This window comes from Streptomyces sp. JHA26, assembly GCF_002005565.1.
In the GTDB taxonomy this organism is placed as follows: Bacteria; Actinomycetota; Actinomycetes; order Streptomycetales; family Streptomycetaceae; genus Streptomyces.
Map to the genome: position 1 here is coordinate 134673 of NZ_BDJC01000008.1, position 12930 is coordinate 147602.

A 12930-nucleotide genomic window follows, 5' to 3' on the forward strand; every position below is an offset into this window, starting at 1 on the left:
GGGCCGCGCCCGGGCGTCGTCCGAGGCTCAGGCGCCGCTCTCGCGGAGCATGTCCTCGCGCTCGACGAGCTTCACGCGCTCGCGGCCCTGCGGCTCGCCCAGCGCCTTCTCCGCGGCGTCGAGCCGGTACCAGCCCTCCCACGTGGTGAAGCGGACGTCGCGCTCGGCGAGGAAGGCGTCCACGGCCTCCGGGCCGGGCGCGGCGGGCGTGTGCAGCCGGCCGTTCGCGTAGTCGTCCAGCAGGTTGGACACCGTCTCGTTGGCGTCGCCCTTGGTGTGACCGATCAGGCCGACCGGACCGCGCCGGATCCAGCCGGTGACGTACGTCGACTGCAGGTGCTCGCCGGACTCCTGGACGACGCGCCCGCCCTCGTCCGGGACCGTGCCCGAGTCGAGGTCCCAGGGCAGCTTGGGGAGCCGGTCGGACAGGTAGCCGACGGCCCGGTAGACCGCCTGGACGTCCCAGTCCTTGAACTCGCCGGTGCCCTTGACGTTGCCGGTGCCGTCCAGCGCGGTGCGCTCGGTGCGCAGACCGACGACCTTGCCGTCCTCGCCGAGGATCTCGGTGGGAGACTCGAAGAAGTGCAGGAACAGCTTGTGCGGCCGGTCGCCGACGTCGCGGATCGCCCAGTTCTCCAGGGTCTTGGCGACCATGTCGGCCTGCTTGTTGCCGCGCCGGGTCGCGATCGAGCCGTCGTCGTAGTCGATGTCCTCGGGGTCGACGATGACCTCGATGTTCGGGGAGTGGTCCAGCTCCCGCAGCTCCATCGGGCTGAACTTCGCCTGTGCCGGGCCGCGGCGGCCGAAGACGTGGATCTCCAGGGCCTTGTTGGCCTTCAGGCCCTCGTAGACGTTCGGCGGGATCTCGGTCGGCAGCAGCTCGTCGGCGGTCTTGGCGAGGATGCGGGCCACGTCGAGGGCCACGTTGCCGACACCGAGGACGGCGACCTTCTCCGCCTCCAGGGGCCAGGTGCGCGGCACGTCCGGGTGGCCGTCGTACCAGGACACGAAGTCGGCGGCGCCGTAGGAGCCGTCGAGGTCGATGCCGGATATGGGCAGCGCCCGGTCGGCCGTGGCGCCCGTGGCGAAGATCACACCGTCGTAGAACGTGCGCAGGTCGTCCAGGCTGATGTCGGTGGGGTAGTCCACATTGCCGAAGAGACGGATCTGCGGCTTGTCGAGCACCTGGTGCAGGGCGGTGATGATGCCCTTGATCCGCGGGTGGTCGGGGGCGACGCCGTAGCGGATGAGCCCGAACGGGGCGGGCATGCGCTCGAAGATGTCGATGGACACGCCGGGTTCGGCGGCCACTTCGGACTTGAGCAGGGCGTCGGCGGCGTAGATCCCGGCCGGGCCGGATCCGACGATGGCTACCCGCAGAGGGCGGGGCATGTTCAGGTTCCCTTCGAGCGGTGACAGATCGACTCTCGGGGAAGCCTAAGCTGAGGCAAGCCTAAGTCGGTACGCGGGTCCGGTCTATGAGCACATAAGGACGACTTATGGGATCCCATGGTCCGGCTTTGTGATCCGGGTTTGAATCCGCGGCCACGGGTGACGCAGGCGTGGGGCGCGGCGAATCACGTGCCTCGTCCACCGCGTGAGGGGAGCGCCCGTGCACCGTCCGGACGACCGCCCGGAACCGAACCGGTGGCGGGCCCTGTGGGTGACCCTGGTCGCCGGTTTCATGAGCCTGCTGGACGTGACGATCGTCGCCGTCGCCCTGCCGTCCCTGCAGCGGGAACTGCACGCCTCCGCGGCGTCCGTGCAGTGGGTCGTCTCCGGCTACGCCCTCACGTTCGCCCTGAGCCTGGTCACGGCCGGCCGGATCGGCGACGCGTTCGGCAGGCGCCGCGTCTTCCTCGCCGCCCTCGCCGCCTTCGTGGTGTTCAGCGCCGCGGCGGGAGCCGCACCCGGCATCGGACTGCTGGTGGCCGCCCGGCTCGCCCAGGGAGTCGCCGCGGGCAGCCTCGCGCCGCAGAACTCGGCGCTGATCCAGCAGCTCTTCCGGGGTGCGGAACGCGGACGGGCGTTCGGCCTCTTCGGCGCCACGGTGGGTGTCTCCAGCGCGGTGGGACCGGTCGTCGGCGGCGCGATCCTCGCGCTGGCCGGCCCGCAGGGCTGGCGGTGGATCTTCTACGTCAACGTGCCCGTCGGCGTGCTCGCGTTCCTGCTCGGCCTGCGCCTGCTGCCGCGGGTCGCTCCCGGCGTCCGGGGCCGCCTGGACCCGGTGGGCGTCGCGCTCCTGGGCGCCGGGATCCTCGCCGTGATGCTGCCGCTGGTGCTCGCCGAGGCGGGCGGGGTGCGCCGTACGTGGTGGCTGTTCCCGGCGGGGCTGCTGATCCTGCTCGCGTTCGCACGGTGGGAGCGCCGCGTCGCCCGCCGTGGCGGGGCGCCGCTGCTGGACCCGGCGCTGCTCACCGAGACCCGCGGTTACGCCGCCGGCGCGGGCCTGGGCGCCCTGTACTTCGTCGGGTTCAGCGGCGTGTGGCTCGTGTTCGCGCTCTTCTTCCAGAACGGACTGGGCTTCTCGCCCCTCATGTCCGGCCTGGCGGTGACCCCGTTCGCCGTGGGCTCCGCCGCCGCGGCGGCCGTCGCGGGCCGGCTGGTGGAGCGGCTGGGCCGGCTGCTGACCGTCTGGGGCCTCGCCGCCGTCATGGCGGGGCTCGGCACGACCGCGCTGGTGCTGTGGCTCGCCCCCTCCGGCCACGCCGCCTGGTTCGCGGCGCCGGCCCTGCTGGTGGGCGGGCTCGGCAGCGGCTGTGTGATCTCCCCGAACATCACGATGACGCTGCGGGACGTGCCGGTGCGGATGGCGGGCGCCGCCGGCGGCGCCCTGCAGACGGGACAGCGGCTCGGCGCCGCCGTGGGCACCGCCGCGCTGCCGGGACTGTTCTACCTGACGCTCGAGGCCACCCACCGCGACTACCACGAGGCCATGGCCCTGTCGGTCGGCTCCGGTGTCGCCGCCATGCTGTGCGCGCTGGCCGTCGCCGTCCTCGACCGGCGCCGGGACCGCGACGGCCGCGGCCGCCGCCCGCCCGAGGCGTCCCACCGGCACACCCACGCGGAGCGGGGCTGAGGGACCGGGCTCAGCGACGCTTGCCGAACTTCCGCAGCATCTCCTGCGCCTGCGCGCGGCGACGGGGGTCCGCGGCGGCACGGCGCACCTGCTCCGCCGCCCGGCGGCCCTGCGGGCTGCGTGCGAACTGCTTGATCCGGTCCAGCATTCCGGCCATGACGTCCTCCGGTCGACGGCTCTGCCGTGTCGTTGCCTGTACGCCGTCCTTGTACCCGGTGATCCACCGATCACCCCGGGGAGCCGTCCCGGTTCCGAGCCGCCGGGTTTGACACCGTCGGGACGGGCGACCCGCAGGACAGCACATCGCAACCCGACGCCGTGAGGAGAACAGTCGTGGCCGGCAACCAGAAGTCCAAGGCCAAGATGGAACAGGCCAAGGGGAAGGCGAAGGAGGCGGCGGGGCGTGCCGTCGGCAACGAGAGGATGACGGCCGAGGGCCGCGCCGAGCAGTCGAAGGGTGACGCACGCCAGGCCAAGGAGAAGGGCAAGGACGCGTTCCGGCACTGACACCGGCAGCGGCGAAGCGGCACCACGCGGGCCGCGGAAGAGGGCGTACGGCCCCTTCCGCGGCCCGTCGCGATGCCCGGCGGGATCAGTCGATGCGGTAGCTGTCGCCGTACACCCGCCAGTGCAGCGGCGGATCGAGGTCGAGGTTGCCCGCGCCCAGGAAGACGCGCTGTGCCGTGTCGACCCGGCTGGTGTCGCTGTGCGCCGCCTCCTGCCGCATCGCCCGCACCCGCGCGTCGAGGAAGGCGTGCAGGTAGGCCGTCTCGTCGCCGCCGAGGGCCGGGGGCCGGGCGTGGCGCAGGGCCCGCTCGCGGATCGCGGGGAAGCCGGCGCTGTCGTCACCGCCGCCGTGCATCACGATCGCGTCGTAGTACGCGAACTGGCCGAGCGTCCGCAACCCGTCCTCCGAGGCCCGCCGGACGGCCGGGCCGAAGTACACGCGGTCGCGTTCGTCGTCCTGCGCCCGGCGGAACTCCCGGTCGCGGGCCGCCCGGCGCCAGTCCCCGGGGAAGTCCGGGTCCAGACCCGCGTGCGAGTCGGTGCCGTTCACCGCGCGCAGCGCGGGCAGGTACCGGGCGAGCGCGTTGCCCGGCCTGCGGTCGGTGTAGAGCTCCACCAGGTCGAGCAGGTCGCCGGTGCCGGAGCAGAAGCCGATGACGCCCGCGGTGTACCCGCGGCCGTCACCGATGTCCTCGACGTACGCGTACTGGGCCCTCCAGTCGAGCGAGGAGTTCTCGGCGCTCGACACCAGGCGCATGGCGATCTCCTTCTTCGCCGGGTCGCCGAGCCCCGCGGGGCGCCCGGACGCCCCGCGCGACGGCCGCGGCGGGGAGAACGCCGTCACCGGCGACGCGGAGGTCAGGGCGAGCAGGGCACGACGCAGGACACCCCGGGGGCGCGCCGGATCGGGGGACGGGTGGTTCACGGACTCTCCCGGTGTTCGGAACGACGGACGGCGCCGGCCCCGTCAGGGCACCGGCTGCTCCGCCCAGATGACCTTGCCGTCCGGTGTGTAGCGGGTGCCCCACCGCTCGGCGAGCTGCGCCACGAGGAACAGACCGCGCCCGCCCTCGTCGGTCATCGCCGCGTAGCGCAGGTGCGGCGAGGTACTGCTGCTGTCGAACACCTCGCAGATCAGGCTGCGGTCGCGCAGCACCCGCACGTGGACGGTCTCACCGCCGTACCGGATCGCGTTGGTGACCAGCTCGCTCAGGATCAGCTCCGTCGTGAACACCAGCTCGTCCAGCCCCCACTCCGCCAGCCGTCGCGTGACCTGCGCACGCACCTCGCCGACCGCGGCCGGGTCGTTCGGCACCCGCCACTCGGCGACCCGGTCCGGACCCAGCACGCGGGTCCGCGCCACGAGCAGGGCGATGTCGTCGCCCGGCCGGTCCGGGAGCCGGGCGTCGAGGACGGTCCGGCAGGTGTCCTCCGGCGACTCGCCCGCCACCTCCAGCGCCCTGCGCAGCTGTTCGAGACCGACGTCGATGTCGTGCTCCCGGTCCTCCACGAGCCCGTCGGTGTACAGCACGAGCCGGCTGCCCTCCGCCAGGCGCAGCTCGGTGGTCTCGAACGGCAGACCGCCCAGGCCCAGCGGGGGACCGGCGGGCACCTCGGGGAACTCCACGCCGCCGTCCGGGTGTACCAGGGCGGGCGGCGGATGACCGGCCCGGGCGATCACACAGGTGCCGGCGACCGGGTCGTAGATCGCGTAGAGGCAGGTCGCGCCGGTGACCGGGGCGCTGTCGTCCTCGGCGGCCTCGTCCTGGTCGATGCGGGCGACCAGCTCGTCCAGGAGGGTGAGCAGCTCGTCGGGCGGCAGGTCCAGCGTGGAGAAGTTGTGCACCGCCGTACGCAGTCGGCCCATGGTGGCCGCGGCGTGCAGGCCGTGGCCGACGACGTCGCCCACCACGAGCGCGACCCGGGCGCCGGAGAGCGGCAGCACGTCGAACCAGTCCCCGCCCACCCCCGCCTGCGCGGGCAGGTAACGGTGGGCGACCTCCAGGGCGTTCTGCTCGGGCATCCTGCGGGGCAGCAGGCTCCGCTGGAGCGTCACCGCCATGCCGTGCTCGCGCGTGTAGCGGCGCGCGTTGTCGATGGAGACCGCGGCGCGCGCGACCAGCTCCTCGGCGAGGGCCAGGTCGTCCCCGTCGAACGGCGCGGGCCGCCGGCAGCGCCAGAAGCTGACCAGTCCGAGCACCAGGGCGCCCGCGCGCAGGGGCACGGTGATCAGCGAGTGGATGCCGTGGTCCAGCACCCGGGCGGCGCGGTCGGGGTCCTGCGCGTGCCACCCCGGGGCGTGCCGGAGGTCCGGTTCCAGGACCGGGCGGCCGGTGGTCAGGGCCCGGCCCTGCGGGGACGAGGCCACGAAGCGGATCTGCCGTCCCACCGGGTAGAGCGGTACGTCCTCGCCGCCGCCGAGCGCGGTGCGGCGCAGCGGGGTCACCGCCTCCGGCCGGCCGCCGCTCAGCACCGCGTCGAACAGGTCGACGGTGGCGTAGTCCGCGAACCGGGGGGCGACCAGCTCCGTCAGCTCCTCGGCGGTCCGGGTGACGTCCAGGCCGGTGCCGATGCCCACCCCGGCGTCGTACAGCAGGTCCAGCCGTTCCCGGGCGGTCTCGGCGCGGCCGGACAGGGCCCGCAGTTCCGTGGAGTCGCGCAGGGTGGCGACGCTGCCGGGCGGGCCGCCCCGCTCGTCCGTGGGCCGCAGGTTGATCGCCAGCAGCCGGTCCTTGACCAGGTGCACCTCGTCCGTGGCGACCCGCCCGGAGTCCAGCAGCCGTGCCGTGTCGGCGGGCAGGCCGAGGTCCAGGACGTGCCGGCCCTCGGCGTCCGCGGGCAGGTCGAGCAGGCGGTGCGCCTCGTCGTTCGCGAGCAGCAGCCTGCCCTCCCCGCCGACGATGAGCACGCCCTCCCGGACGGAGTGCAGGACCGCGTCGTGGTGTTCGTACATCCGGGTCATCTCGTGCGGGCCCAGGCCGTGCGTCTGCCGCAGCAGCCGCCGGCTGACCAGCGCCGTGCCCGCCGTCGCCAGGGCGAGACCGACGCCCGCGGCGATCAGCACCATCGGCAGCTGCCGGTCGGCGACGCCGCCCACGTTCTCCGTGGTGATGCCGGCCGAGACCAGGCCGACGACCTCTCCGCCCGGTGCCTCGACCGGCACCACGGCCTGGACCAGTCGCCCTATGGTGCCGTCGATCTCCTCGGTCACGGTCTGCCCGGCCAGCGCGGGGGCGATGTTCCCCACGAACTCCTTGCCGATGCGGTCGGGCTTGGGATGGGTGTAGCGGATCCCGTCGGTGTCCATGACGACGACGAAGTCCACGCCCGTCGCCTTGCGCGTCGCCTCGGCCCGGGGCTGGAGCACCGCCGTGGGATCGGGGCTGCGCAGCGCCTCCTGGATGCCGGGGGAGTTCGCGAACGTCGCGGCCACGGCGACCGACCGGTTACGCGCCTCCACCGTGCTGTCGTGCTGCACCTGGAGCACGAGCGAGACCGCCGCCACCACCACGAGCAGCAGCACGATGACCACGTTCAGGACGAAGACCTGTCCGGCGACACTGCGCCCGGACAGCGCCGACCGCAGCGCCAGGAACCGGCCCCGCCGCCCCGCCGCCGCTGCCCGCCGTGACCGGTCCGCGTCTCGCTGCCGGGCGAGCGAACCGATGGGACGACGGGGTGACCGCTCTCCCGATCGACCCATCAGTCGGACCATGTGCCCATGTCTACACTGCCGGGCCGCCGGAGGCGAGGGGCATCCGGAGGGACGGCGGTGGCCCCGCACCCACCGGGACTCCCGCGGCCGGCCGGGCGGCCGGTCAGGTCGTCGAACCGCTCCTCGGTCCGCCACGGACCACGGTCCGCCCGGAAAAGGGTGCCGTCCGGCGGAAGTCGGGCAAAGGAAGGGGTGGCACCGGTTCGGTGCGTATCGTGGATCGACGCGGGCCTTCGCTTCCACTCCTGGGCCCCGGACCGGACGGTGAGGCTCTCTATGACTCCGGCGCACGGACCCGACGCCGCGGACGCCCCTGCCGTGTCCGCCGTGGTGGAGTTCAGGGGCGGATCGGCGGTGATCCCCGCCGCCCGCGACGTCGTCCAGGGTTTCGTCGCGCGGCTCGGCGAGGCCGGCGTGAAGACGGCCGACACCTTCCTGGACACCGCCCGCCTGGTCGTCAGCGAACTGGTGACGAACGCGGTCCGGCACGCGCCCGGCCCGTGCCGGCTGGTGCTGACGCTGGTGGGGGACGGCGTGGAGATCGCGGTGCGGGACACGGGGGAGGGCTTCCCCACGTTCCTGCCGAGCGATCCCCTGCGCGTCGGCCGCCACGGCCTGGAGATCGTGACGCGCCTGTGCGGCGAGGTCATCACCAGGCCGCACGCGACCGGCAAGACCGTCTTCGCGCGTCTGCCCCTGCGGTGACCCGCCCGCGCCGGCGGCCCGTGCCGAAGGCCCGGGCGCGCGGCCCTCAGCCGGCCAGGGCCTGCTCGACGGTGGGGTAGCAGGCGATGAGCATGTCGACCCCGACGAGTTGCAGGACGCGCAGGACGGCCTGCTGGGGCGCGGCGAGCCGGAAGAAGACGCCGCGGGTCTCGGCGGCCTGGTGGGTGGATATCAGCACGTTGATGCCGCTGGAGTCCAGGAAGGCGACCTCCGAGAGGTCGACCACCGTGCCCGGCGCCGTCTGCACGCAGGACAGCAGGACGTCGCGGAGCTGATCACTGCCGTCGAGGTCGACCTCTCCGGCGAGGGTGACGACACTGACGTCGCCGCCCGTGGTGGTACGGGTGATCAGCAGCCGCTCGGGTACTGCCGCTCCCTCGATGTCCGCCACGCTTCCCTCACCTCTCGCATATGCCCGGCCGTCGTCGGTGGCCTTGATGTTAAGGCTCTTCGGGGCCCGTGTGGGCCATTTGCGCAGACCGGAGAAGGGGGCCCGGGCCGGTCCGGCGGCTCGACGCGCGCGATGGCCGTCCTCTGACTACCGTCGAGATGTGGTGGCTCACACATTCGAGGAGCTCGTGCAGAAGCGCCGCGCGGCGGACCAGGCACACCACCGGGTCGAGGAGCTGCGCGACTCGTACGGGCCTCCTACGCAGCAACAGTGGACCCGACGGCAGTCGCACACGTACGAGACCGCCGTACGGGCATGGCGCGACCTGGACCGGGACGCGCAGACCGCGATGACGGAGTACGTCAAGGAGGAGGGACAGCCCCGGAACAAGCTCGAGGCGGAGGTCCGCGAGGCCGTCCAGGACGGGCGGCCGGGAACCTGACGCGGCCTGTCGCCCGCCTCGGCACGGACACGGGCGGCCACACGCCCCGCGGCCGCCCGCGTCCGTGCCTGGGGCCAGTGTCCGTATTTGGGGTCCGGGCCCGTGCCCGGGGTCCGCGTCCGTGCCCGGGGTCCGCGTCCATGACCCGGGTCCGGGACGGGCGTGCCGCTCGGGCGGGGGAGTCCTCGGGCCCGCGGCCCGCTCAGCCCCGCCGGTCCGCGGTCTCGCCGACGAGGTCGCGCACGGCGGCCAGCGCCGCGGCCCGGTCCGCGGGCACCAGCCCGATGCGGGTGCGCCGGTCGAGCAGGTCGGCCTCGTCGAGCGCTCCCTCGTGACGCAGCGCCCACACCAGCTCCGCCCCGGTGACGGGATGGCCGGGCAGCACGCGCTCCCCGAGCCGGGGGTCCCGGTCGGCCAGGGCCTGCACGGCCGGTGCCTCCGTGCCGTAGAGCCGCACCAGGCGGCGCGGTGCCCGCAGCGCGGCGAGGACGTGCGGCGCGGCGGCGCCGACCAGCGGCAGCGCGGCGGTGGCGCAGGGTCCGGCGGCGAGGCCGTGGGCGGTGACGGCGGCGTCCACGGCGTCCTCGGCCATGCGCCGGTACGTGGTGAGCTTGCCGCCGACGACGGTGACCACGCCCTCCGGCGAGGTGAGCACGGCGTGCCGGCGGGAGACGTCCGCGGTCCGGGGCCCGGCGCCGGGCCGGTCCCGCGGGGTGGTGTCCAGCAGGGGACGCAGGCCCGCGAAGGCGCCGATCACGTCCTCGCGGTGCACGGGCACGTCCAGGACCGAGCCGAGCACGTCGAGCAGGAAGCCGATGTCGGTCTCCGGCGCCTCGGGGACGTCCGGGACCGGGCCGTCCACGGGCTCGTCGGTCAGCCCCACGTAGACCCGGCCGTCCTCCTGGGGCAGGACGAGGACGAAGCGGTTGGTCTCCCCGGGGACCGGGACGTGCAGTCCCGCGGGCAGCGGGCCGAGGCGGTCCGAGCGCAGCACCAGGTGGGTGCCGCGGGAGGGCCGGATCCGGATGCCGTCCACGAGGCCGCCGGCCCACACCCCGGAGGCGTTGACCACCGCGCGGGCGCGGATCTCGCCCGTCTCGCCGGTGACCTCGTCGCGGATCCGGGCGCCGGACGCGGTGAGCTCCAGTGCCCGCACCCGGGTCAGGATCCGGGCGCCGTGCGCGGCGGCGGTGCGGGCCAGGGCGGTCACCAGCCGGGCGTCGTCGGTGAGCCGGCCGTCCCAGGACAACAGGCCGCCGCGCAGTCCGGCGGGGCGCAGCGCCGGGGCGAGGTGGCGGGTCTCCACGGCGGACAGCCGGCGCGGCGCGGGAAGCGTCGCCCGGGCCGTGCGCGCCGCCAGCCGCAGCGTGTCGCCGGCCCGGAAGCCCGCCCGGGCCAGCGTGGCCTGCGAGCGGGAGACCAGGGGCGTCAGCGGCAGCACGAACGGCTGGGCGCGCACCAGGTGCGGGGCGGTGCGCTCCATCAGCACGCCCCGCTCCACCGCGCTCTCGTGCGCGACGTCCAGCTGGGCGGAGGCGAGGTAGCGCAGGCCGCCGTGGATGAGCTTCGAGCTCCACCGGGAGGTGCCGAAGGCCAGGTCGTGGGCGTCCACGGCGACGACGCCCAGACCCCGGGCCGCGGCGTCCAGGGCGGCGCCGGCGCCGGTCGCGCCGAGGCCGACGACCAGGACGTCGACCACCGGGCCGCCGACGACCTCGGCCAGTTCTCGCGAGCGCCGGGCGGCGGACAGGGAGGCGCCGGCGGCGGGGCTGCTGGTGGGGCTCATGGGGCGAGGGTCCTCTCGAGGATGGACCGCAGCTCCGCGAGGAAGGCCGCGGCGGTCAGGTCGGGGTCGTCCTCGTCGGTCATGGTCCGCAGGGACAGGGCGTAGGACTGCACGACCAGCAGCACGGACCGCGCCTGCCGCTCGGGGGGCGCCGCGCGCACCGAGCCGTCGGCGTGCCCCTCCCGCAGTACGGCGGCCAGCAGCTCCAGGAGGGCCTCCTGGCTCGCCCCGCGCCGGTCCAGGACGTAGGGCAGCAGCAGTTCGGGGTCGACGTCGACGATCTTGCGGAAGAGCGGGTGGGCGCGGAACGCCTCCACCCCCGTCACCATCCCCTCGACGACGCGCGTACGGGTCTCCAGACCGGGCCGGGGCGCGGGGACGGCCCCCGTGGCGACGGCGATCCACTCCCTGGTCATCAGATCGCCGACCAGGGACCGCACGTCCGGCCACCGCCGGTAGAGCGTCATCCGGGAGACCCCGGCGCGGCGGGCCACGTCGGTCATGGTCGTGCGGCGGACGCCGACGGCCAGGACACAGTCGCGTACGGCGTCGAGCACCGTGTCGTTGTCCGAGGAGTTCGGCCGGCTCGCATGGTTGTGACGATTAGGCGTCATGTGTAACAGTGTAACGCCAGTGGGGCCGCGCGGGCGGCATCCCCCGCGACGACCGGTGAGGACGACAGGCGATGGACATGCTGTGGAACGGCTGGGGCGACCCGGCCCGGGCGACGCCGCTGCCCGACACCGTGACGGGGCTGCTGCGCGATCTGCTCGGCGTGGAGGAGAACGGCGCCGCGCCCGTCCGCCTGGCGGAGATCGACCTGCCCGACGTCCTGGACGAGCCGGCCCGCCGGGCGCTGCTCGCCGCCGTCGGCGACCGGGCCGACCGCGTGCGCACCGACGCCGAGTCGCGCGTCCGGCACACCCGCGGCAAGTCCACGCCCGACCTGCTGCGCATGCGCAGCGGAGACGTCCGCGACACCCCGGCCGCCGTCGTCCTGCCCGACAGCCACGAGCAGGTGCTCGCCGTCCTGCGCACCTGCGCCGACAACGGCCTGGCGCTCGTCCCCTTCGGCGGCGGCACCTCCGTCGTCGGCGGCCTCGCCCCCGCCCGGCCGGGCCCCTTCGTCGCCCTCGACCTGCGGCACCTGAACCGCCTGCTCGACCTCGACCCGGTCTCCCGCACCGCCACCCTGCAACCCGGCCTGCGCGCCCCCGAGGCCGAGGCCCTGCTCGCGGAACACGGCTACACGCTCGGCCACTTCCCCCAGTCCTACGAGTGGGCCACCCTCGGCGGCTTCGCCGCGACCCGCTCCAGCGGCCAGGCGTCCGCCGGGTACGGACGCTTCGACGACATGGTGCTGGGCCTGACCCTCGCCACCCCCGAGGGCACCCTCGACACGGGCCGCGCCCCGCGCTCGGCGGCCGGACCCGACCTGCGCCAGCTCGTGCTGGGCTCGGAGGGCGCGTTCGGCGTCATCACCTCCGTGACCGTGCGGATCCGGCCGGTGCCGGACGTCCGCCGCTACGAGGGCTGGCGCTTCGCCTCCTTCGACGAGGGCGCCGCCGCCCTGCGCCGGCTCGCCCAGGACGGACCGCGCCCGACGGTGCTGCGGCTGTCCGACGAGACGGAGACCCTGATCGGCCTGGCCCAGCCCGACGCCATCGGCACCTCCCTCGCCGGGACGAACGCCGGATGCCTCGCGATCGCCGGCTTCGAGGGCACCGAGCGGGACACCGCGCACCGCCGCGAGGAGGCGGCGGCCGTGCTCGCCGGGTGCGGCGGCACGTTCGCCGGCGACGAACCGGGGGAACGGTGGGCGCACGGCCGGTACTCCGCGCCCTACCTGCGCGACTCCCTGCTGGACGCCGGGGCGCTCGCCGAGACCCTGGAGACGGCGGCCTACTGGTCCCGGATCCCCGGGCTGTACACGGCCGTCCGCGACGCGCTCACCGCGACGCTCACCGAGGCCGGCACCCCGCCGCTGGTCATGTGCCACATCTCGCACGTCTACGAGAACGGCGCCTCCCTGTACTTCACCGTCGTCTCCGCCCAGGGCGACGACGCCGTGGCCCACTGGACACGGGCCAAGCACGCCGCCAACGAGGCGATCCTCGCCGCCGGCGGCACCATCACCCACCACCACGCGGTCGGCACCGACCACCGCGACTGGTACCTGAGGGAGGCGGGCCCCCTCGGCATCGAGGCGCTGCGCGCCGTCAAGCGGACGCTGGACCCGGCCGGGCTGCTCAACCCGGGCGTCCTCCTGCCCGGCGACTAGGGC

12 protein-coding genes are annotated in these 12930 nt (G+C 74.6%); 5 read left to right on the forward strand and 7 right to left on the reverse strand.

Annotated features, from left to right (window positions below):
• Window positions 1-27 precede the first annotated feature (27 nt).
• Entirely contained in the window at window positions 28-1392 is a 1365-nt protein-coding gene (locus tag JHAT_RS07585; protein ID WP_077797259.1) for an FAD-dependent oxidoreductase, read from the reverse strand.
• Between the two features lie 220 nt (window positions 1393-1612).
• On the opposite strand from JHAT_RS07585, the gene JHAT_RS07590 reads away from it, so the two are divergent.
• Complete coding sequence (locus JHAT_RS07590; RefSeq protein ID WP_077797260.1) at window positions 1613-3079, forward strand: MFS transporter; 1467 nt, start codon at window positions 1613-1615, stop codon at window positions 3077-3079.
• A gap of 10 nt (window positions 3080-3089) precedes the next feature.
• Here the strand turns inward: JHAT_RS07590 and JHAT_RS33780 are convergent, their stop codons facing one another.
• Window positions 3090-3236: a hypothetical protein gene (locus JHAT_RS33780; RefSeq protein WP_107481856.1), complete on the reverse strand. Its 147-nt coding sequence runs from the start codon at window positions 3234-3236 to the stop codon at window positions 3090-3092.
• A gap of 176 nt (window positions 3237-3412) precedes the next feature.
• Between JHAT_RS33780 and JHAT_RS07595 the strand changes: the two genes are divergently transcribed.
• Window positions 3413-3586: a CsbD family protein gene (locus tag JHAT_RS07595; RefSeq protein ID WP_052841170.1), complete on the forward strand. Its 174-nt coding sequence runs from the start codon at window positions 3413-3415 to the stop codon at window positions 3584-3586.
• Window positions 3587-3671: 85 nt separating this feature from the next.
• On the opposite strand, the gene JHAT_RS07600 is transcribed toward JHAT_RS07595, so the two are convergent.
• A complete protein-coding gene (locus JHAT_RS07600) occupies window positions 3672-4511 on the reverse strand; it encodes a chitosanase (protein ID WP_077797261.1) in 840 nt (279 codons plus the stop codon).
• Window positions 4512-4553: 42 nt separating this feature from the next.
• On the reverse strand, window positions 4554-7289 hold the full coding sequence (locus tag JHAT_RS07605) for a SpoIIE family protein phosphatase/ATP-binding protein (protein ID WP_077797262.1): 2736 nt from the start codon (window positions 7287-7289) through the stop codon (window positions 4554-4556).
• Between the two features lie 339 nt (window positions 7290-7628).
• On the opposite strand from JHAT_RS07605, the gene JHAT_RS07610 reads away from it, so the two are divergent.
• A complete protein-coding gene (locus JHAT_RS07610; RefSeq protein ID WP_253195434.1) occupies window positions 7629-8006 on the forward strand; it encodes an ATP-binding protein in 378 nt (125 codons plus the stop codon).
• 46 nt (window positions 8007-8052) lie between these two features.
• On the opposite strand, the gene JHAT_RS07615 is transcribed toward JHAT_RS07610, so the two are convergent.
• Window positions 8053-8418, reverse strand: coding sequence for an STAS domain-containing protein (locus tag JHAT_RS07615; protein WP_077797264.1), 366 nt, complete (start codon window positions 8416-8418; stop codon window positions 8053-8055).
• Between the two features lie 163 nt (window positions 8419-8581).
• On the opposite strand from JHAT_RS07615, the gene JHAT_RS07620 reads away from it, so the two are divergent.
• Entirely contained in the window at window positions 8582-8860 is a 279-nt protein-coding gene (locus JHAT_RS07620; RefSeq protein WP_171990792.1) for a hypothetical protein, read from the forward strand.
• Between the two features lie 202 nt (window positions 8861-9062).
• Here the strand turns inward: JHAT_RS07620 and JHAT_RS07625 are convergent, their stop codons facing one another.
• The gene (locus JHAT_RS07625; protein ID WP_077797266.1) at window positions 9063-10646 is read right to left on the reverse strand and encodes a glycerol-3-phosphate dehydrogenase/oxidase; all 1584 of its coding nucleotides are present in this window, start codon (window positions 10644-10646) and stop codon (window positions 9063-9065) included.
• Complete coding sequence (locus tag JHAT_RS07630; RefSeq protein WP_077797267.1) at window positions 10643-11260, reverse strand: TetR/AcrR family transcriptional regulator; 618 nt, start codon at window positions 11258-11260, stop codon at window positions 10643-10645. The genes JHAT_RS07625 and JHAT_RS07630 overlap by 4 nt, the downstream gene beginning before the upstream one ends.
• 71 nt (window positions 11261-11331) lie before the next feature.
• On the opposite strand from JHAT_RS07630, the gene JHAT_RS07635 reads away from it, so the two are divergent.
• Window positions 11332-12927, forward strand: a complete 1596-nt coding sequence (locus JHAT_RS07635; protein ID WP_171990790.1) for an FAD-binding oxidoreductase — start codon at window positions 11332-11334, stop codon at window positions 12925-12927.
• Window positions 12928-12930: the final 3 nt, after the last annotated feature.